The sequence below is a fragment of the Lentzea alba genome (assembly GCF_011067745.1).
Lineage (GTDB): Bacteria > Actinomycetota > Actinomycetes > Mycobacteriales > Pseudonocardiaceae > Lentzea > Lentzea alba.
Map to the genome: position 1 here is coordinate 130,401 of NZ_JAAMPJ010000014.1, position 18,086 is coordinate 148,486.

At 68.1% G+C, this 18,086-nt stretch carries 19 protein-coding genes; 10 read left to right on the forward strand and 9 right to left on the reverse strand.

Going from position 1 to position 18,086, the window contains the following annotated elements:
• Positions 1 to 8: 8 nt before the first annotated feature.
• The 3 genes from G7043_RS38770 to G7043_RS38780 all read left to right on the forward strand — a co-directional run bounded on the left by G7043_RS38770 (position 9) and on the right by G7043_RS38780 (position 2,129).
• Positions 9 to 872: a sucrase ferredoxin gene (locus G7043_RS38770; RefSeq protein ID WP_166053684.1), complete on the forward strand. Its 864-nt coding sequence runs from the start codon at positions 9 to 11 to the stop codon at positions 870 to 872.
• Between the two features lie 37 nt (positions 873 to 909).
• A complete protein-coding gene (locus G7043_RS38775) occupies positions 910 to 1,431 on the forward strand; it encodes an AAA family ATPase (protein WP_166053685.1) in 522 nt (173 codons plus the stop codon).
• Positions 1,432 to 1,499: 68 nt separating this feature from the next.
• The gene (locus G7043_RS38780) at positions 1,500 to 2,129 is read left to right on the forward strand and encodes a class I SAM-dependent methyltransferase (RefSeq protein WP_166053686.1); all 630 of its coding nucleotides are present in this window, start codon (positions 1,500 to 1,502) and stop codon (positions 2,127 to 2,129) included.
• Positions 2,130 to 2,432: 303 nt separating this feature from the next.
• Here the strand turns inward: G7043_RS38780 and G7043_RS38785 are convergent, their stop codons facing one another.
• Genes G7043_RS38785 through G7043_RS38800 form a run of 4 tightly spaced genes read right to left on the reverse strand, consistent with a single transcriptional unit; the run spans position 2,433 to position 5,623 of the window.
• A complete protein-coding gene (locus G7043_RS38785) occupies positions 2,433 to 2,795 on the reverse strand; it encodes a VOC family protein (RefSeq protein ID WP_166053687.1) in 363 nt (120 codons plus the stop codon).
• Positions 2,796 to 2,807: 12 nt separating this feature from the next.
• Positions 2,808 to 3,731: an isopenicillin N synthase family dioxygenase gene (locus G7043_RS38790; RefSeq protein WP_166053688.1), complete on the reverse strand. Its 924-nt coding sequence runs from the start codon at positions 3,729 to 3,731 to the stop codon at positions 2,808 to 2,810.
• Positions 3,732 to 3,773: 42 nt separating this feature from the next.
• Entirely contained in the window at positions 3,774 to 4,523 is a 750-nt protein-coding gene (locus G7043_RS38795; RefSeq protein ID WP_166053689.1) for a ZIP family metal transporter, read from the reverse strand.
• A gap of 14 nt (positions 4,524 to 4,537) precedes the next feature.
• On the reverse strand, positions 4,538 to 5,623 hold the full coding sequence (locus G7043_RS38800; protein ID WP_166053690.1) for an epoxide hydrolase family protein: 1,086 nt from the start codon (positions 5,621 to 5,623) through the stop codon (positions 4,538 to 4,540).
• Positions 5,624 to 5,675: 52 nt separating this feature from the next.
• On the opposite strand from G7043_RS38800, the gene G7043_RS38805 reads away from it, so the two are divergent.
• Positions 5,676 to 6,620 (forward strand): helix-turn-helix transcriptional regulator, encoded by a 945-nt coding sequence (locus G7043_RS38805; RefSeq protein ID WP_166053691.1) that lies wholly within the window; start codon positions 5,676 to 5,678, stop codon positions 6,618 to 6,620.
• A 2-nt stretch (positions 6,621 to 6,622) separates the two neighbouring features.
• Complete coding sequence (locus tag G7043_RS38810; protein ID WP_166053692.1) at positions 6,623 to 6,889, forward strand: hypothetical protein; 267 nt, start codon at positions 6,623 to 6,625, stop codon at positions 6,887 to 6,889.
• Here the strand turns inward: G7043_RS38810 and G7043_RS38815 are convergent.
• Positions 6,801 to 9,734, reverse strand: coding sequence for an NACHT domain-containing protein (locus G7043_RS38815; RefSeq protein ID WP_166053693.1), 2,934 nt, complete (start codon positions 9,732 to 9,734; stop codon positions 6,801 to 6,803). The two genes, G7043_RS38810 and G7043_RS38815, sit on opposite strands and share 89 nt — an antisense overlap.
• A 29-nt stretch (positions 9,735 to 9,763) precedes the next feature.
• Positions 9,764 to 10,315 (reverse strand): cadmium resistance transporter, encoded by a 552-nt coding sequence (locus G7043_RS38820; protein WP_166053694.1) that lies wholly within the window; start codon positions 10,313 to 10,315, stop codon positions 9,764 to 9,766.
• Positions 10,316 to 10,888: 573 nt separating this feature from the next.
• Here G7043_RS38820 and G7043_RS38825 point away from each other — a divergent pair.
• Positions 10,889 to 11,449 (forward strand): TetR/AcrR family transcriptional regulator, encoded by a 561-nt coding sequence (locus tag G7043_RS38825; protein ID WP_166053695.1) that lies wholly within the window; start codon positions 10,889 to 10,891, stop codon positions 11,447 to 11,449.
• Here G7043_RS38825 and G7043_RS38830 read toward each other — a convergent pair.
• The 3 genes from G7043_RS38830 to G7043_RS38840 form a co-directional block, all read right to left on the reverse strand.
• Positions 11,438 to 12,235 (reverse strand): LLM class flavin-dependent oxidoreductase, encoded by a 798-nt coding sequence (locus G7043_RS38830; protein WP_166053696.1) that lies wholly within the window; start codon positions 12,233 to 12,235, stop codon positions 11,438 to 11,440. The genes G7043_RS38825 and G7043_RS38830 overlap by 12 nt on opposite strands.
• Before the next feature lie 62 nt (positions 12,236 to 12,297).
• On the reverse strand, positions 12,298 to 12,792 hold the full coding sequence (locus G7043_RS38835) for a DinB family protein (protein WP_166053697.1): 495 nt from the start codon (positions 12,790 to 12,792) through the stop codon (positions 12,298 to 12,300).
• Positions 12,789 to 13,442, reverse strand: a complete 654-nt coding sequence (locus G7043_RS38840; RefSeq protein WP_207312310.1) for a hypothetical protein — start codon at positions 13,440 to 13,442, stop codon at positions 12,789 to 12,791. Before G7043_RS38840 ends, G7043_RS38835 begins: the two co-directional genes overlap by 4 nt.
• A gap of 378 nt (positions 13,443 to 13,820) precedes the next feature.
• Here G7043_RS38840 and G7043_RS38845 point away from each other — a divergent pair, with 378 nt between their 5' ends.
• From G7043_RS38845 to ligD (G7043_RS38860), 4 genes are all read left to right on the forward strand, one after another.
• A complete protein-coding gene (locus G7043_RS38845) occupies positions 13,821 to 14,798 on the forward strand; it encodes a tyrosine-type recombinase/integrase (RefSeq protein ID WP_166053698.1) in 978 nt (325 codons plus the stop codon).
• Positions 14,799 to 14,922: 124 nt separating this feature from the next.
• Complete coding sequence (gene ku, locus G7043_RS38850; RefSeq protein ID WP_313888290.1) at positions 14,923 to 15,750, forward strand: non-homologous end joining protein Ku; 828 nt, start codon at positions 14,923 to 14,925, stop codon at positions 15,748 to 15,750.
• Positions 15,751 to 17,193, forward strand: a complete 1,443-nt coding sequence (ligD, locus tag G7043_RS38855) for a non-homologous end-joining DNA ligase (RefSeq protein WP_166053699.1) — start codon at positions 15,751 to 15,753, stop codon at positions 17,191 to 17,193.
• Positions 17,183 to 18,055 carry a non-homologous end-joining DNA ligase gene (gene ligD / locus G7043_RS38860; protein ID WP_166053700.1) on the forward strand — a complete coding sequence of 291 codons (873 nt, stop codon included), beginning with the start codon at positions 17,183 to 17,185 and terminating at the stop codon, positions 18,053 to 18,055. Before ligD (G7043_RS38855) ends, ligD (G7043_RS38860) begins: the two co-directional genes overlap by 11 nt.
• Positions 18,056 to 18,086 lie beyond the last annotated feature (31 nt).

The following is an 18,086-nucleotide window of genomic DNA, read 5'->3' on the forward strand; positions in this document are numbered from 1 at the left end:
GTGTGCAGATGAGGTGCTCGACGCTCTCCGACTTCGCGGGAGAACCGCTGGCCGGCACGGCCGCGACCGCGACGGCGTGGCTGTGCCTGGAGCAGCCGGGCCCGTGGGGCCGCGACGCGATCGTGGAGAGCCACCTCGACCCCGAACTCGGCGCCGAGCTGCAACGCCGCGCCGCCGGCACCGGGGTGCGCATCCTGCTGATCCGCCGCCCCGGCAAGCACGCCGACCACCACACGCCCGCGACGCGGCGCCTGTACCTGGCCTCGACGAAGCCCGGTGCGTCGTGGCTGGAGCAGGCCGACCTCGCCGCCCCCGAGGAAGCCCTCGAACTCGACTTCGAGGCACTGGGCGCGGGCCGGTCCACCGCGTTCGGCACGCCTGTGCGCGACCCGCTGCTGCTCGTGTGCACCAACAGCAAACGCGACGTCTGCTGCGCCCTGTACGGCCGTCCGATCGCCACCGCGCTCAACCTCTGGGAGTGCACCCACACCGGCGGGCACCGTTTCGCCCCGACCGGTGTCCTGCTGCCCACCGGTCACCTGTACGGGCGACTCGACCTCCAGTTGGCCCAGCGCGTGGTCACCGAGGGCATCCTCGCCGACCGGTGCCGCGGCCGGTCCTGCTTCACCCCGCGGGGACAGGTCGCCGAGGTCGCCGTGCGCACACAGCTCGGCGAGACCCGCGATGTGCTCACCGTCGTCGCCGAGACCTCCGACTCCGCGACCGTGCGGCACGCCGACGGCCGCGAGTGGCGGGTGGCGCTGACCGAGCAACCGGTGCCGCCGCGCCCGGCCAGCTGCGGCAAGTCACCCGACATCGCGATCGCCCTGGTCGCCACCGCGATCGACGAGCTCGCGAAGGTCTACCGATAGCTTCGGCCGACAACTTCGGGCCGGTAGTTTCGGGCCGGTGCCCGCACTGATCCACCTCAACGGCCCGACCGGCGTCGGCAAGTCGACCATCGCCGCCCGCTACGCCGCCGAGCACCCCAAGACGCTCAACCTCGACGCCGACGAGATCGTGCGTCTCGTCGGCGGATGGCAGGACGACTTCTTCGGCACCGTCACCCTGGTCCGCCCGCTCGCGATCGCCATGGCGGCCACGCACCTGGCGTCGGGCCACGACGTGGTGATGCCGCAACTGGTCGCCCGCCGGTCCGAACGCGACAGGTTCGCCGAGACCGCCCACGCCGCGGGCGCGGACTACCGGGAGTTCGTGCTACTCGCCCCCGCGGACGTCGCGGTACAGCGGTTCCAGCAACGTGATCACCACATCGACGGCGCGGTCGAGGCCCTGGGCGGGGCGGGGATGATCCACCGGATCCGCGACCAGTTCACCCACTACCTCACGCGCGAGTCGGTGGTGATCGAGACGGGTGACGCCGACGCCGACCAGACCTACCGGGAACTGATCGCGGCACTGAGCAGGTGAACCCCACGCGAAGCCACGGCCTTTCGCCTCTGCGGCCACCGCCGGGAGCGCCCCTAAGCTTCTCCGTCATGTCCGCGCCCACGCTCTCCGAGTTCGTGCTCGCCAACACCGCTCTCACACCGGTGCCCCTGGTGCCCGAGGTCCTCCTGCACAGCGCGGCGGAGGCGATGGACCTGTGGGAGCTGACCGACCACGACCAGCCGCCGTTCTGGGCGTTCCCGTGGGCGGGCGGCCAGGCGCTGGCACGGCACCTGCTCAACTATCCCGGCCTGGTGCGCGACAGGAAGGTCTTCGACCTCGCGTCCGGCAGCGGCCTGGTCGCGATCGCCGCGGCGCTGGCCGGCGCGGACTCGGTGACGGCCAACGACATCGACCCGCTCTCACTCGCCGCGGTGCAGCTCAACGCCGCCGCCAACGACGTCACCGTCACCACGCTGCCCGGCGACCAGCTCGACAGCGACGCGCTCGGCGCGGACGTCGTGCTGGCGGGCGACGTCTTCTACGACGCCGAGATCACCGCGCTGATGCTGCCGTTCCTGACCAGGGCAGCCGCGCGCGGCGCACTCGTGCTGCTAGGCGACCCGGACCGCGCACACCTGCCCCGCGACCGCTTCCGCGAACAGGCCCGCTACAACGTCCCGGTCCCACTCACCCTCGAAAGCACCGAAACCCGCTCCGCGACCGTGTGGGCCATCTAGCCATCTAGGGCCGTGCGAGCAACCTAAGCCATGCGGACCGTCTAGCCGTGCGGGACCGTCTAGCCGTGTGGCCTTCAGACCGTATGTCTCATCTAAGCCCTGGCGTCCTTCTAGAAGCCCCGCCGCGCTGATGCCTGTTCACTCACCCGAACCCCACCAGCCCCATTTTTCGACACGCGGGGACCCCGCGTACTGCAGAAGCGGACGAAAGGCCCCCGCGTGCCGATCGGCAAGGCGGGCGGGGACTGCGGAGTGTGATGGGTGGGCGCCGGTTCACTCGGAAGAGTGGCTGCGGGAGAGGTTCTAGTTGGTGACCAGGCAGAACGGGTGGCCGGCGGGGTCGGCGTACACGCGGAACCCGACCGGCTTGTCCGAACCACGCAGCAGCGTCGCGCCCTGCGCGAGCACCAGCGGCTCGGCCGCGTCGAGGTCGGTGACCATGACGTCGAGGTGGATCTGCTGCGGCAGTTCCTGGCCGGGCCAGCGCGGCGGGGTGTAGTCGTCGACGCGCTGGAACGACACGCGCCGCCCGTTCGGTGTGGCCAGGGTGAACCAGTCGCTGTCGGAGTCGACGATCTCGCCGCCGACGACCTGCCGGTAGAACTCGGCGAGCGCCGCCGGGTCCGGGCAGTCGAACACCACGTCGTACAGCTCACCGATCGCCATCCCAGGCCCCCACTATCCGATCGAGATCGCCTCGAGCTTAGCCCGCAGGTACTCGCCGCCACCGACCTCCGGGTAACGGCCGTCGAGCGAGACGATCCGCGCGTCGGTGTCGGTGTTGTAGAAGAAGATCAGTGACACCAGGTCCTCGTCGGGAGCCGAGGCGTCCGGTGGCAGCACGCGGTGCGGGGTGGAACGCCAGCGGTCGGACACCCAGCGCGCCATGAGGTCGCCGATGTTGACGGTGAACGCGGCTGGGTCGAACGGCGCGTTCTCCCAGACCCCCTCGGCAGAGCGGACCTGCAGCCCGCCGACGCCGTGCTGGCGGTCCAGGATCGTCACGGTGCCGAAGTCGGTGTGCTCGCCGATGCGGAACTGCCCCGGCCCCGCGGGCCCGACCTGCCGCAACGGCGGGTAGTGGTTGACGTTCAACGTGTACGAGGGCCGCCGCGTGTGCCGGGTGAACAGATCCTCCGGCGAGCCGAGCGCGACCGCGAAGATCGTCAGCAGCTCGTCGCACAGCGCCCGCATCCGCCGCACGTACTCCGTCACGGCGTCTTCGAGTGCGGGTACCTCGGCCGGGAAGACGTTGGGGCGGAAGAAGAACTCGTCACCTGAGGGGTCGTCCGAGCCGAACGCCAGCGTTTCCTTCAGGTCCGGGGGAGCCAGGCCACCGCCGGCGCGGCCGGTGGCCTGTTCGTCGGGCGGCAACCAGCCCCGCCCACCGGTCCTCACCGCGTAGGCGGACTTCTCCTCAGCGGACAGGGAGAAGAACGAGCGGGTCAGCCCGCGCACGCGAGCACGCAGCGCGTCCGGGACGCCGTGCCCGGTGATCAGCAGAAAACCCGACTCCCGCAGCGCCGCGTCGACCCGCGCCGCCACCTCGGCACGCCGCGTGCCGTCGAACCACCCGGTCAAGTCCACCAGCGGAACACCCATGCCTGCACTCCTACCGCCGTCACGGCGTGAGCACCAGATCAACTAGCCCAACCGTTCCACCACGAACGCCGTCAGGAACCCCGCCGTGGTGCACAACCCGGTGTACAGGCGGGCGCGCTCGTAGGCCTCGGGGATCATCGTGTCCGCGATCATCGCCAGGATCGCCCCCGCCGCGACCGCCGTGATCACCGCGATGAGCTGCGGCGACGCACCGTCGAGCAGCACGTTGCCCAACGCCGCCGACACCCCGCTCGCCACCGCGATCGCACCCCACACGCCGAACACGTACCCCGGCCCCCGCCCCGCCTGCTTCATACCGGCGACGCTGGACAGGCCTTCCGGGACGTTCGAGATGACCACCGCCGCCAGCATCGCCACCCCGATCCCGCCGCCACCCAGCAACGACACACCGAGCACCACGGACTCCGGCACACCGTCGAGCAGCGCGCCGACCGCGATCGCCGTGCCGCTGCCCGCCTGGTCCTGTTCGGACGGCTGCTTGCTGCTGCGCTTGCGGTGCCGCCCACCCCGGCGGGCCAGCAGCACGTTCGCCAGCACGTAGACCACCGCGCCGCCGAGGAACCCCGCCGAGGTGGCGAGCAACCCGCCGTTGCGCTCCGCCTCGTCCATCAGCTCGAACGCCGCCGCCGCGGTCAGCACCCCCGCACCGAACGCCATCACGACGGCCACGACATCGCGGGGCACGCGCAGGAACCAGGCGACGAGCGCGCCCGCCACGAGCGCCCCGCCGCCTGCCAACCCCCACAGACCCGCTTCCACCCACTGTGACATTTCCCGGGGATGTCCTAGATCTTGGCGAAGTACACCTTCAGATCATCGGCGAGCAGCTCCGGCACCTCGTGACCCGAGTAGTGACCGCCACGATCGAACTCCGACCAGTGCACCAGGTTGTGGTGATCGCGCTCGGCGAACCGGCGGATGGTCTGGAAGTCGTCCGCGAAAATCGCCACCCCCATCGGGAACGTCGTCGGCTCGACCGGCACGTCCTCGCGGTGCGCGTCCTCGTAGTACAGCCGCGCCGAGGAGCCTGCGGTGTTGGTGAACCAGTAGATCGACACGTTGGCCAGCAGGAAGTCCCTGGTCACCGCGGGCTCACCCATCAGCTGCATCGTCCAGGCGAGCTGGCCCGCGGGGGAGTCCGCGAGCGCGAACGCGACGTTCTGCGGCCGCGCCTGCTGCAGCTTGGCGTACCCGGACATCGTCTCCCAGAAGTTCTGCAGCACCCCGAGCCGCCGGAAGTCGTCCTCCGTCAGGCCCTCCATCTCGGCCGGGTCACCCGACGGGAAGGAGAAGATCTGCGTGACGTGCACCCCGGCCACGTGCTCCGGCGCGACCCGCCCGACCTCCGGCGCGATGATCGACCCGGCGTCGTTGCCGTGCACTCCGTACCGCTCGTAACCCAGCCGCGCCATCAACTCCGCGAACGCCCGCGCGATCCGCCCGGAGTGCCAGCCGGACTCGGTGGTCGGCCCCGAGAACCCGAAACCCGGGATCGAGGGGATCACCAGGTGGAAGTCACCCCGCAGGTGCTCGACGACGTCCACGAACTCCATGACCGACCCCGGCCAGCCGTGCACCATCAGCAACGGCAACGCGTCCGGGTTACCGCTCCGGACGTGCAGGAAGTGCACATCGGTCCCGTCGATCTCCGTGATGAACTGAGGAAACGCGTTGAGCGTGCGCTCCACCGCCCGCCAGTCGAAGTCCTCGGCCCAGTACCGCGCCATCTCCTGGACGTCCTCGACCGCGTCGCCGTACCGCGAACCCGCCCCCGGCACCTGGTCGGTCCACCGCGTCCGCGCCAACCGGAACCGCAGCTCCTCGACGTCCGCCTCGTCGACCGCGATGTGGAATTCCCTGATCTCCGTCATAACCCAAGGCTAGAAGGGCTTGCGGCCAGCCTCTGTCCTAAAGTCTGCGGTCATGTTGGAAACCTCGGCACGCCTGCTGCGCCTGCTCGCCCTGCTGCAGTCCCGCCGCGACTGGCAAGGCAGCGAACTCGCCGACGAACTCCAGATCAGCCCCCGCACCGTCCGCCGCGACGTCGACCGCCTGCGCGAACTCGGCTACCCCGTCAACGCCACCACCGGCAGCTTCGGCGGCTACCGCCTCGGCGCCGGCGCCGAACTCCCACCCCTGCTGCTCGACGACAACGAAGCCGTCGCCGTCGCCGCCGCCCTGCGCACCAACGCCGTCAGCGGCCTCGAAGAAACCTCCCTGCGCGCCCTGCTCAAACTGGAACAGGTCCTCCCGTCCCGCCTGCGCCACCGCGTCTCCGCCCTGCAACACGTCGAATCCGTACCCCGCGACTCCGCGGCCCCCGCCCTCGACCCCGAACTGCTCTCCGTCCTCGCCGCCGCCTGCCGCGACTCCGAGACCATCCGCTTCGACTACAACTCCCACCACGGCACCCCCTCACGCCGCCGCGTCGAACCCCACCGCCTGGTCAACTGGGGCCGCCGCTGGTACCTCGTCGCCTGGGACTGCGACCGCACCGACTGGCGCAGCTTCCGCGTCGACCGCATGACCCCACCCCAACCCCCGTTCGGCCCCCGCTTCACCGCCCGCGACTTCGACGCCACCACCTACGTCGCCTCCAGCGCCAGCTCAGCCGCCTGGCGCTTCCAGGCCCGCGTCCTCGTCCACGCCCCAGCCGACGAAGTCGCCGCCCGCATCACCGCCGCCGTCGGCACAGTCGAAGCCGTCGACGCCACCTCCTGCGTGCTCGTGACGGGCGCCGACACCGTGGAAACCATGGCCGTGTGGATCGGCATGCTCGGCCACGACTTCGAAGTCACCTCACCGCCCGAGCTGGTCGCACACGTTCGCACCCTTGCGGCCCGCTACGCCCGCGCCGTACAAGACTGACCATGGCCATCACCGGACGGGACATCGAGCACCTGCTCTACACCGACACCCCCGACCCGATCCTGGTCGTGCACAACGGCACAACCGAGATCGTCGCGGCGGGCGAGCTCGGCGGCTACACCGGCGCGGTAGTGGTCTGTTCGCGGACGGAGATCCTGCGGCAGGTGGGGGAGCGCGACCTCACAGAAGAGGATCTGGCGGCGATGGCGTCCAGTCTGACAGCGGCCATTCAAGACCCAACTCGGCCGCGGCCGCTGTGGCCCGCTTGAGCAGATCCGGTCTGCGCTCGAACACGTCCCGCAGATCTGTGGTGGTCAACAGCGAGGTCAGGTCTCGGACTTTCACCAGCTCAAACCGGAATCCTCGCTCGTGCAGCCGCAGCCAGGCGTCGAGCTGCACCGCTCGATCCGCATGTCCGGCCACGTTGTAGGTCGCTTTGACGATCGCCAGGTCGTCACCGCCGAGGCCCAACCTGGCGTCCGCCTCCCTGAAGACGACTTCGCCGTCGGCGCCCGCCTCAACGAGCCGCCGGATCGCCGGTGCGACGCGCTCCAGGGGCGTTGCCATCAACTCGATCAGTGCGGCCGTCACCTCGATGCTGTGCTGCGACACCAACGGTGCCACCGCGTTTCGCAGCGTGGACGAGACGCCATCCATCAGCACGTCCGGCTCCGTCAGCAGCATCCATTCCGGACGCACGTCCTGAGCTCGTCTGCTCTGACTCACCACGAAGTCATGATCGGGGTAGGACTCGACCCAGAAGCACCGCACCACGCTCGTCCACTCGGCACCCGCCAGCCTCGACTTCCAGAACAGCGCCTCCCGATGCCACTCGTCCACGCTCATTCGCAGGTCGTGGCCGTCGACCTTCTCTCTCAGCGCCAACGCCAGCGCCACCAGGTTCACCGAGTACGTCGCGTCCCTGGCCGAGTCAGTCATGACGTTCGGCACGTAGACACCCCGCGACAGGCGCCGCTCGTCCCGCGCCCCGAACAGCCGCACCACCAGGTCGAACAAGCCGTCGTTGCCGGGCCTCTGCGCGAACTCACGGAGAAAGTCGAGTATCGGCACGCTGCTGGTCAGCGCCGTGAACGACAGCACCGAGTACAGCTCCGTGTCGTCCACAGTGGACTTCCGCCGCGACCGGGCCGCGTCTTCGCGCTGAAGGACGAGGAGCCGGTCCCACACGAACCGCGCCACCAGGTACTCGCCGAACGTCGCGTGCAGGAACTCGTAGGTCCGCAGCTTGGTCTTGTCCTCCCGCACGGCCTCCGTCTTCTGCACGAAGAAGAACCGCCCCAGCACCGTCTCGCCGGCAGACAGGGGAGTCCGCGTCCCCACTTGTCGGTCGGCAGAGTCGACGTCGAGCAACTGAGCCAGGTCCGACGTCACTTCGTGCTCGGCGACCCACTGCGCGCCCCGGTTGAACATCGCGAGCGCCACGACCGACAACCGCTCAAGCTCGAACTCCACGTCCGCGTTCAGATCAACGTCGGACCGGTCAGCGTCGTCCTTGGTCACCTCACGGCGGGCGAACCGATCGAGCAGCCGTTCGTACAACTGCCCTCGGCTCATGCTCAGGTGATCACGCTGGAACGAGTCGTCCACCGCGTCGTACAACGCCAGCATGAGCAACAACAGCGGCTGCGACGCCAGGTCCTCGTACTGCAGGACGGTCTCGGCGGGCAGTGGGCGGTTGACCGCGTTCCACACGTCCAGCCACGCGCGGACCTGCTCCTCGGAGAACGGCAGCAACCGCACCACGTGCGTGCTCTCGGGCAGCTCAAGCCCTGCGCACACGCTCAAACGGCTCGTGACGATGAAAACCGCCGGCCTGCCCATGTCCTGGAGCGTCTGCTGGAAGTCGGCGATCGCCGTCAGGTACCGCGTCTGGCTGACACCGGTCGCCTGCAACAACTCGTCGAACCCGTCCAGGATCACCACGGGCAGGGCACCACTGGTGTCGCGGGAGAAGTCAGCCCAGCTGACCGGCTCGTGCAACAGCTTGTGCAAGCCGTGCTCGATCTGTCGCTTCAGGTCGGCGTCCACCGGAGTGCTCCGCAGCTCCACCCGCACAACCGCGAAGTCTGAAGAGGGCAGTCGTGCCGCCAGCATCTCGGTCAGCACCGACTTGCCCGAACCCGGATCGCCCAGCACCAGCAGGGGAGCGGTCAACGCCACAGGGGACGTCAGATAGCCCACCAGGTAGGCGTAGAGATCGTCGCGGATGGACACGTCGTCCCACCACGCCAGCAACGACGGCGCCCCGGACCGCTCGGTACCGATCACCACCTGGAACCGCGGGTCGACATAGGCGTCGGCCAGGCTCGGGATCCGCACACCTTCGGACGCCTTCACCAGCGGCCGCCGCAACGCACCCCGGTACGCGCCCGCCAACTCGGCCAGCCGCACCTCGGGGGTCAGGTCCGTCGTCGTCTCGCGCAAGGCGTCTTCGAGCCGGGCCAACGCCGACCGCGCCGACCTGCCGTCCTGGACCGCGCACCAGAACCTGATCTCCGGGTACTCAGCGGCGAGCTGACCGAGCAACTCCTCATATCGCTCAACCGCCCGTGTCGGCGTGACGCGCACGATCGCGAGTTCTGCCCGGCCGCGTTGCGTGTCGTTGAGGTCATCCCACGCCGCCATGGACGTCAACGCCTGGAACAGCGAGTTGGCCAGCCCGGAGTAGTGCACGCTCAGGCGGTCCAAGTTCTCCTCGTGAGGGCGACCCGGCGAAGGAAGCGGCAGGTCGAGGTCCCACGGGTTGTACGTCGCCACGAGCTCGCGGTCCATCGCCGTGAGCTTGATGGGGAGTTGCTGTTCCTTGAAGGCATCGAAGTACGCCGTCATCACCAGCACGGCGTGGGCGGCGTGCAGCTGTTGGGTGCGGGTATAGCGGCTGACCTTGCGGCGCTTCTCCGACACCTTGGAGATCAGCTCGTTGCTGAGGCGGATGAAGTCCGGCTTGGCGTCGAACAGGTCCAGCACCTGCCACAGCCCCAACGAGCCCGCGAGCAGCGCGCCGTTCAGCAGCTTGTCCATGGCGGCGACGATCGGGTGCTCGCGGCCGCCGAGGATCTTGACGGCCTCGTTGTAGCTGTAGGTCTTTCGCACCCGAAGTGTCTACCTCACGAACAGGCCGATCAGCCGGAGAACAACACCAAAAGGCCAATCACGATCAGCACCACCGGCAGCGCGATGTGCCCCCACTTGGCCAGCGCGCGAGCCACCACCTGCCGTGACGCCAGGAACCAGCCCGCCAGGCACCACACGCCCACCAGCACCAGGAACACCGCCACGTACACCCACAGCGACTCCGCGACGGTGAAGACCGGGACGTAGACGCCGATGTTGTCGCCGCCGTTCGCAAGAGTCACGCCCGCCACAGCGAGGATGCCGGGAGCCGCGTCGGGCTCGTCATCGTCGTCGGAGCCGCGCCACAGCGACCACGCCGCTTTGACGCCCAGCGCCAGGGGGATGAGACCAAGCCACGGGCGGAACTGCTCGGGCAGCAGCGACGCACCCAGCGCGCCGACCACCGCCACCGCGAGGATGCCCGCGAAGCCCAGGTACTGACCCGCCACCACCTGCCACGCCGTGCACGCCCGCGCGAAGAACAGGGCGAGCAGCACCAGGTCGTCGACGTTCGTCACCGCGAACATGCCCGCTGCCTGGCCGATCACCCCGAGATCCACAGCGGCATTCTCCACAATCGCGAACCGGATAACACATCCGGATATGTGCTGGCCGCAGGCTGGCGGCATCGGACTGGAGACCGCCCTCGGACTGACCCAAGCCGTCGAGAGGATCAACGCCGGGGGAGCAGAGCCCGCACAGTTCCCGCAAGCCGACCTCGCCTCACTCGACGACGTGACCCTGCTGGTCAACAACGTCGGCGCCATGTTCGAAGAGCGCACCGAAATGGACGGGATCGAAGCGACGTTCGTGGTCAACCACCTCTCGCCCTACCTGCTGACCGAACTCCTGCTGCCCAGGCTGACCAGAGTCGTCAACGTGACAACCGGAGCCGTCGGCCTGGCCAAGAAGGCTGCAGGGGAGTGGCGTCACCGTTTTCGCGGCAGACCCCCGGCGGCGCCGCCACCGACCAGACACTGCCCACCGGCACCGTCATCGAAGCCCGCAGTCTGCCCGTGCCACCCGTCAAGGCAGCGACCGGCCCGCGCACCGCCCACGCCGTCCGCACGCTCAGCGAGAGGCACGCACCACTCGTCCAGGTTCCGGATGGAATATCCAAATAGACTGAACCCATGACGCCGCTGCGGAAGGACGCCGCCCGCAACTGGGACCGCATCATCACCGTCGCCAGAGAACTCGTCGACGAAGGCACCCCGCTGCAGCTCAACGACGTCGCCCGCCGCGCAGGACTCGGCGTCGGCACCGTCTACCGGCACTTCCCGACCACCGAAGCACTCCTCGAAACCGTCGCCACCCCCTGCCTCGAAACACTCGCCGGCCACGGCGACGAAGCACTCCGCCACGACGACCCCTGGCACGCCTTCTCCGACTTCCTCACCCGGCTCGTCGAAGCCCAGGTCAGCGACCCCGCACTCGTCAAAGTCGCCGCCACCGCCCACGACACCCTGCCGCGCACCACCGAACTCAAACAACAGCTCATCGCCACCGGCACCGAACTGCTCGTCCGCGCCCGCACCGCCGGCGTCGTCCGCCCCGACCTCGCCGACGGCGACCTCGTCCCACTCATGTGCGGCATCGCCTACGCCAGCTACGTCCACAGCGACACCCCGGCCGACCGGCTCCCCACCGCCCGCCGCTACCTCGACACCCTGCTCCGCGGCCTACGCACCTGACCCCGGCGGACCAGCCGACACGAACGCCCGCAACTCCTCCAACTCCACCGCGCCACCATCGGTGAACATCCACGTCACCCCGGCGGCCTCGTACCCCGTCACCTCCTCCGGCAACACACCACCACCCCAGAGCGCCACATCACCCTCAGCCGGCCCACCCGACGCCACGAAATCGGCCTTCAACCGCGCCGCCTCAGCGGGGGAGAGCACGACCAACCCGTCCTCCCCGAACGTCGCCGGCACCACACCCGCCGCCCGCGCCGCAGCCCGGAACGGCGTCGAACGAGGCCAGCTCCCGCCCACCCAGATCGGCACCTCCACCGGCGCGAACCGCACACCCGACGCCTCGAACAAAGCCCCGCGGTGCTCAACGACCTCACCCGACAACAACGCACACAGCAGCTCGACGCCCTCCGACATCGCCTCCGCACGCGACACCCGCTCGCCGAAGGGGGAGAAGTCCTGCGGCACCCCCGCACCCACCCCCAACACCAACCGGCCACCCGACAACCGCTGCAACGTCGACGCCTCCAACGCCACCTTCCACGGCCGCCGCCGCCCCAACGACGTCACCATCGGCCCCAGCAGGATCGACGACGTCCGCGCCGCCACCGCCCCCAACGTCACCCAGACATCAGCCACCACCGACTCACCCGGCTGCACGACGTGATCCCACAAGAAGAACCCGTCCCACCCCGCCGCCTCCGCCTCGGCAGCGAGCGACACGAGCACCGACGGGTCACCGAACGACGAACCGTAGTTGGGCACATAGATCGCATAGCGCATGTCCCGAGTGTGGCAAGCACCCCCGACAAGATCGTTTCAAAGTGGCTGACCAGCGAAAACGCTCACGGCCCCACGCCCGTCGCGCCGTCGATCTGCTCCCGCAGGATGTCCGCATGCCCCGCGTGCCGGGCCGTCTCCGTCAGCACGTGAACCAACACGTTGAACAACATCACGTCAGGACGCGGCCACCACGGCACATGGCCGGGGGAGTCCACCGCAAGAGCATCGATCGTCGCATCCGAATGCACCCACGCACGCCGATAACGACCAACGATGTCCTCACGCGACTCGTGCTCCGCAGCCCACATGTCCAAGCCACGCGCCGACAGGTCGTCCCACCGCGGCAACGGCTCCGGAAACGGCCGGCCGAACACCTCACCGAAATACCGCGACTCCGTCAACGTCAGATGCTTCACCAAACCCAACAGGTTCGTGCCACTCGCGACGAGCGGACGACGCACGTCAGCCTCAGACAGACCGTCGAGCTTCCACAGCATCACCTCACGCAACTCGCGCAGATCGGAATGCAGGTACCCCTTGGCGAATTCGTCGATCATGGAGACTCAGCCTGCCACGCGGCCGCACACACCTCGATCCACGACGCAAGGTCCGGCAACTCGTCGAACGTGTACAGCGAGTACTCCGGACAACCCGGCAACGGCGTGACGTCAGAGAACGAATGGTCGGGCGCGAACAACACGAGACGGCCCGTCTCGCGGTGCGCCGCCGTCAGGTTCCCATTGGCCTCTATCGCCACGGTGACGTAACTCCGCATCTCCTCGGCCGGAACCGTCAGACCCTCGCCCTTCCACAGCCACTCGTAGTGACCGATGACGTCCGACAACGACGTCTCGGTCGCCGATGCCGTCAGCACCTCGTCCTGGTTCAGCCACAGCGTCGACGGACCGAAGAACTGCTCGACAGTCCCGCCGCAGACGCTCCAGAACCGGCGAAGCGTCGCAGGGAACTCCGGGCCGGCGTCCCGAGGGGGCTCACAGAGCCAACCGGACGAACCCCACGACAACAGTTCATAGGACCGGCCCGCCACGGACACCGGCGTGACGCGAGCGGAAGCCAGCAGCGCGGACAGTCGAGGCAAGCCCGGCAGCGACCCGCGAGCCCAGGAACCGGGCGACCCGACGTCGACGTTCTGGCCGGGCTTGACGAACCACGGCACGCACTCCAGGAACCGATTCCAGTCAGACACGGCGCACAGCATGGCAGGAGAGCGTCTCCCAGCAGCCCGAATCCCCGTTACTTGACATAATGTAGATTATCGGCGAAACGGCGACCTGCGAAGATCGTCATCAGAAGGGGCTGAAACGCCCGTGTTGGCGCGTCTGCAAGTGTCAGCCAACGGGCAGGCCGGCTGCACTTGCAGACGCCACAACATCCGAACCTCGGCGATGTCGGAGCGCGGTCGACACCGACGTGTCGTCAGTGAGACGTACGCAGGGGCGAGTCATTACGCTCACGATCCCCGACAAGTGACGCCACCTGGTCCAGCGCCCGGCGAACTCGGGCGAAACGGACATTTCATGCATAATCGCCATTATCCAGCACGGAACACGGGATTGTCGGTGCTGTGCGGTACAAGATCCATATGCACGTGCTCGCCGCTCAGGACGCCTTCTTCCTCGCCCGCCGGACTCGCAAGGACTCGCCGCACACAACAGCGGCGTACCAGCGCGACCTCTCCGGCGTGAACACACTCCTGGCCGAGACCCTCTCCTCCCCCGTCGAGGATCTGACGACCCAGGACCTCACCGGGGCGAACCTCCGCCACGCCTTCGGGTTGTTCGCGGACACCCACGCCAAGAGCTCCGTGCTGCGGGCCTGGTCGACGTGGAACCAGTTCCTGACGTTCTGCGTCGCCGAGGACCTCATCGCCGGCAACCCGATGGGCGCCGTCGCCCGTCCGAAGACCCCTCCGCTCGTGCCCAAGCCGCTGCGGGGTGAGGACACCCCCGAGCAGCTCCTCACGGCCGCCGCGGAAGGCGCGCGCAAAGGTCGTGACCCGTGGCCCGAGCGGGATGTGCTGGTCATCGCCCTGGGCCTGGTCGCCGGTCTGCGCAGTGCCGAGATGCGCACCCTCACGCTGGCGAGCATCGTCGGCCGGGAGGGTGACAAGAGGCTGCACGTGAAGGGCAAGGGCAACCGGGATCGGAGTGTGCCGATCGAGCCGCCGATGGAACGGATCGTCGACGCCTATCTGAAGAGTTGCAAGCAGCGCTTCCCGCAGGGCCGGTTCGACCGCGATTCAGCTCTCCTGAGGGATCGTCACGGCGAGCCGATCGGGCGGGGTGGGCTGGAGTACCTGGTCAAGTCGTGTTTTCGGTGGGCGGGGTTGAACGACAGGGTGCCGACGGGGGCGAATCTGCACGCTTTGCGGCACACGTTCGCGACGAGGCTCGCTGAGGACGGTGCGTCGGCGAGCGAGATCATGGCGTTGCTGGGGCATGCGAGTTTGGCGACGAGTCAGAACTACATCGAGGCGACGGCGCGGGAGCGGCGGGCGGCGGTGGCGAGCAATCGGACGTATCGGGCGCTCAAGGACATCTAGCGGTGCTCCACCGCGGTAGGGCACTCTCGGTTCAAGCGCAGTGAGCCGGGGGTCGCTCAGTTGTCGGTTCGTTAGGCCAAGTGGGTGACCTGATAGTGCGAAAACCGCATTTCAGGGGTACCCAATGAGAATGAGATCCGTGTGGCGTGGGGCCATCTCCTTCGGGTTGGTGACGATCGCCGTGCGCCTCTACACGGCTGTCGAGGAGCACGACTTCCGTTTCAACCAGGTGCACCGGGAGGACGGCGGGCGCATCAAGTACAAGCGCGTCTGTTCGGTGTGCGGCAACGAGGTGGAGTACGGCGACATCACCAAGGGCTACGAGTTGGACGACGGCCGGATGGTGATCATGGAGAACGAGGACTTCGAGAAGTTGCCGGTGAAGACCGACAAGTCGATCGACGTCCTGGAGTTCGTGCCGGCGGAGGAGATCGATCCGATCTACTTCCAGAAGACGTATTACCTGGAGCCGGACAAGGCGGCGGCGCGGCCGTACGTGCTTCTCAGGGATGCCCTGGTGAAGACGGGTCAGCTGGCGGTCGTGAAGATCACGATCCGGCAGAAGGAGACGCTGGCGACGATCCGGGCGCGAGATGACGTGCTGGTGATGCACACGATGTTGTGGCCGGACGAGATTCGCAAGGCGGAGTTCGACTTCCTGGACCAGAACGTCGAGGTGCGGCCGCAGGAGTTGAAGATGGCGACGTCGTTGGTGGAGTCGATGGCCGGGGACTTCGATCCGGACACGTTCACCGACGACTACCGGGACGCGCTGGAGAAGGTCATCGCGGCGAAGGCCGAGGGTGCTGAGTTGCCCGAGCAGCCGGAGGCCGAGGAGAAGGGCGATGTCATCGATTTGATGACGGCTCTGGAGCGCAGTGTGGAGAAGGCGAAGGCCGGGCGTAAGGGTGCGAAGAAGGCGCCGCCGAAGAAGAAGGCCTCGTCGGCGTAGATGGCCGGGCTCGACGAGTACCGGCGCAAGCGGGATCCGGCGAGGACGCCGGAGCCCGTGCCGAGCGCTGACGAGCTTCCGCACGGTGGTAACGACACGTTCGTGATTCAGGAGCATCACGCGAGCAGCCTGCATTGGGATGTGCGGTTGGAGCGTGATGGTGTGTTGGTGTCGTGGGCGGTGCCGAAGGGTTTGCCGTCCACGACCGATGTGGTGCGGTTGGCTGTGCACACCGAGGATCACCCTCTGGAGTACGCGGAGTTCTCGGGGAAGATTCCGAAGGGTGAGTACGGCGGCGGCGAGATGGTCATCTGGGATCGCGGTCGTTACGAGACGGTGAAGTGGTCGGATCGCGAGGTCGACGTGATCTTGCACGGTCATCGGGTCGAGGGTCAGTTCGTGTTCTTCCGGTCGGGTGCGGATGGCAAGAACTGGATGATGAAGCGCCGGCACGCTCCGGCGCGTCCGGACTGGGAAACCCTCCCTGAGCAGCTCAAGCCGATGCTGGCGACGCCCGGTCCTCTCCCCCAGGACGATGATGATCTGTGGGCCTACGAGTTCAAGTGGGACGGTGTCCGGGCAATTCTGCGGGTGGAGGGCGGTCGGGTGCAGGCCTGGTCGCGGCTGGGCAACGACATCACGGTCGCGTACCCGGAGCTGCAGGGCGTCGGCGAGCAGTTGGGTTCGACGGAGGCGCTTCTCGATGGCGAGATCGTGGCGTTGCAGAACGGCCGGCCGAGTTTCAGCGCGTTGCAGAACCGGATGCACGTGAGCAAGTCCGATGCGGCACGGCGGGCTGCGAGGCAGTACCCGATCACGTTGCTGTTGTTCGATCTGCTGCACCTGGACGGCAGTTCCACTCTGCAACTCCCCTTTCGGCAGCGCCGTGAGCTGCTCAGGGAGCTCGAGCTCAAGGGTCCGCACTGGCTGACTCCCCCGTCCTACGACGAGGACGGGGCGGCGGTGCTGGCGGCGAGCCGGGAGCAGGGGTTGGAGGGGGTGGTGGCGAAGCGGCTGGATTCGCCGTATCAGCCGGGGTTGCGGTCGCCGGTGTGGCGCAAGATCACCGATCTGATGGCGCAGGAGGTGGTGATCGGCGGCTGGCGGATGGGTGAAGGCAAGCGGGCGGGTGTGGTGGGGGCGTTGTTGCTGGGTATTCCGCAGGACGGCGGGCTGGCGTTCGCGGGTTCGGTGGGCACCGGGTTCAACGACGCGGAGTTGGCGGTGTTGACGCCGCGGTTGAAGGCGTTGGCGCGCAAGGGTTCGCCGTTCGTGACGGAGATGCCGAGGGAACGGGCGAAGGGTGCGTTGTGGGTGGAGCCGGAGTTGGTGGCGGAGGTGGTGTTCCGGCAGTGGACGCCGGACGGGCGGATGCGGTTTCCGGCGTGGCGCGGGTTGAGGCCGGACAAGTCGCCTGAGGAGGTGCGTCGGGTTGTCGAGTGATGCCGCGGTCAGGGTCGAGGATCGGGTGTTGAAGCTGACGAACCTGGACAAGGTGTTGTACCCGGAGTTCGGGTTCACCAAGAGTGAAGTGATCGACTACTACACGCGGATCGCTCCGGTGCTGCTCCCCCATCTCAAGGATCGTCCGGTGACGTTGAAGCGGTATCCGAACGGGGTGGACGGGAAGTGGTTCTTCGAGAAGAACGCGGCGGAGCATCGTCCGGACTGGGTGCGGACGATGCGGTTGGAGTCGCCGGGTAGTTCGAAGGGCAACGAGACGGTCAACTACGTGATGGTGGACGAGTTGGCGACGTTGGTGTGGCTGGCGAATCTGGCGGCGTTGGAGTTGCACGTGCCGCAGTGGACGGTGGGGCCGCGCGGGGGCAAGCGGGATCCTGATCTGCTGGTGTTCGATCTGGATCCGGGTGCGCCGGCGACGGTGGTGGAGTGTTGCCGGGTGGCTGAGCTGGTGCGGACCGTGCTGGACGACGACGGTGTGGACGCGTGGGCGAAGACGTCGGGGAACAAGGGCATGCAGGTGTACGCCTCGGCGCCGGCGAAGGACACCTCCGAGTACGCGAAGGCGATCGCGCAGCGGTTGGCCAAGGAGCAGCCGAAGCTGGTCGTGTCGACGATGGCGAAGGCTCAGCGGCCGGGGAAGGTGTTCATCGACTGGTCGCAGAACAATCCGGCGAAGACGACGGTGGCGCCGTATTCGTTGCGGGCGCGGGAGCGGCCGACGGTGTCGACGCCGATCACGTGGGACGAGGTCGAGGAGTGCCAGGTGGTGGAGGATCTGGTGTTCACGGCGGACGAGGTGCTGGCGCGGGTCGAGGCGGCGGGTGACTTGTTCGGCGGTTGATATTCTGGCCGACTGCCTACGAGGGGGTCGC

What these genes read in the sequence shown, in the direction of transcription:
- G7043_RS38825 (WP_166053695.1), top strand. Translation starts at nt 10,889, where the DNA reads ATGACGCCGCTGCGGAAGGACGCCGCCCGCAACTGGGACCGCATCATC.
- ligD (WP_166053699.1), top strand. Translation starts at nt 15,751, where the DNA reads ATGGCCGGGCTCGACGAGTACCGGCGCAAGCGGGATCCGGCGAGGACG.
- G7043_RS38835 (WP_166053697.1), bottom strand. Translation starts at nt 12,792, where the DNA reads ATGATCGACGAATTCGCCAAGGGGTACCTGCATTCCGATCTGCGCGAG.
- G7043_RS38780 (WP_166053686.1), top strand. Translation starts at nt 1,500, where the DNA reads ATGTCCGCGCCCACGCTCTCCGAGTTCGTGCTCGCCAACACCGCTCTC.
- ku (WP_313888290.1), top strand. Translation starts at nt 14,923, where the DNA reads ATGAGAATGAGATCCGTGTGGCGTGGGGCCATCTCCTTCGGGTTGGTG.
- G7043_RS38805 (WP_166053691.1), top strand. Translation starts at nt 5,676, where the DNA reads ATGTTGGAAACCTCGGCACGCCTGCTGCGCCTGCTCGCCCTGCTGCAG.
- G7043_RS38810 (WP_166053692.1), top strand. Translation starts at nt 6,623, where the DNA reads ATGGCCATCACCGGACGGGACATCGAGCACCTGCTCTACACCGACACC.
- G7043_RS38770 (WP_166053684.1), top strand. Translation starts at nt 9, where the DNA reads ATGAGGTGCTCGACGCTCTCCGACTTCGCGGGAGAACCGCTGGCCGGC.
- G7043_RS38790 (WP_166053688.1), bottom strand. Translation starts at nt 3,731, where the DNA reads ATGGGTGTTCCGCTGGTGGACTTGACCGGGTGGTTCGACGGCACGCGG.
- G7043_RS38785 (WP_166053687.1), bottom strand. Translation starts at nt 2,795, where the DNA reads ATGGCGATCGGTGAGCTGTACGACGTGGTGTTCGACTGCCCGGACCCG.
- G7043_RS38830 (WP_166053696.1), bottom strand. Translation starts at nt 12,235, where the DNA reads ATGCGCTATGCGATCTATGTGCCCAACTACGGTTCGTCGTTCGGTGAC.
- G7043_RS38795 (WP_166053689.1), bottom strand. Translation starts at nt 4,523, where the DNA reads ATGTCACAGTGGGTGGAAGCGGGTCTGTGGGGGTTGGCAGGCGGCGGG.
- G7043_RS38800 (WP_166053690.1), bottom strand. Translation starts at nt 5,623, where the DNA reads ATGACGGAGATCAGGGAATTCCACATCGCGGTCGACGAGGCGGACGTC.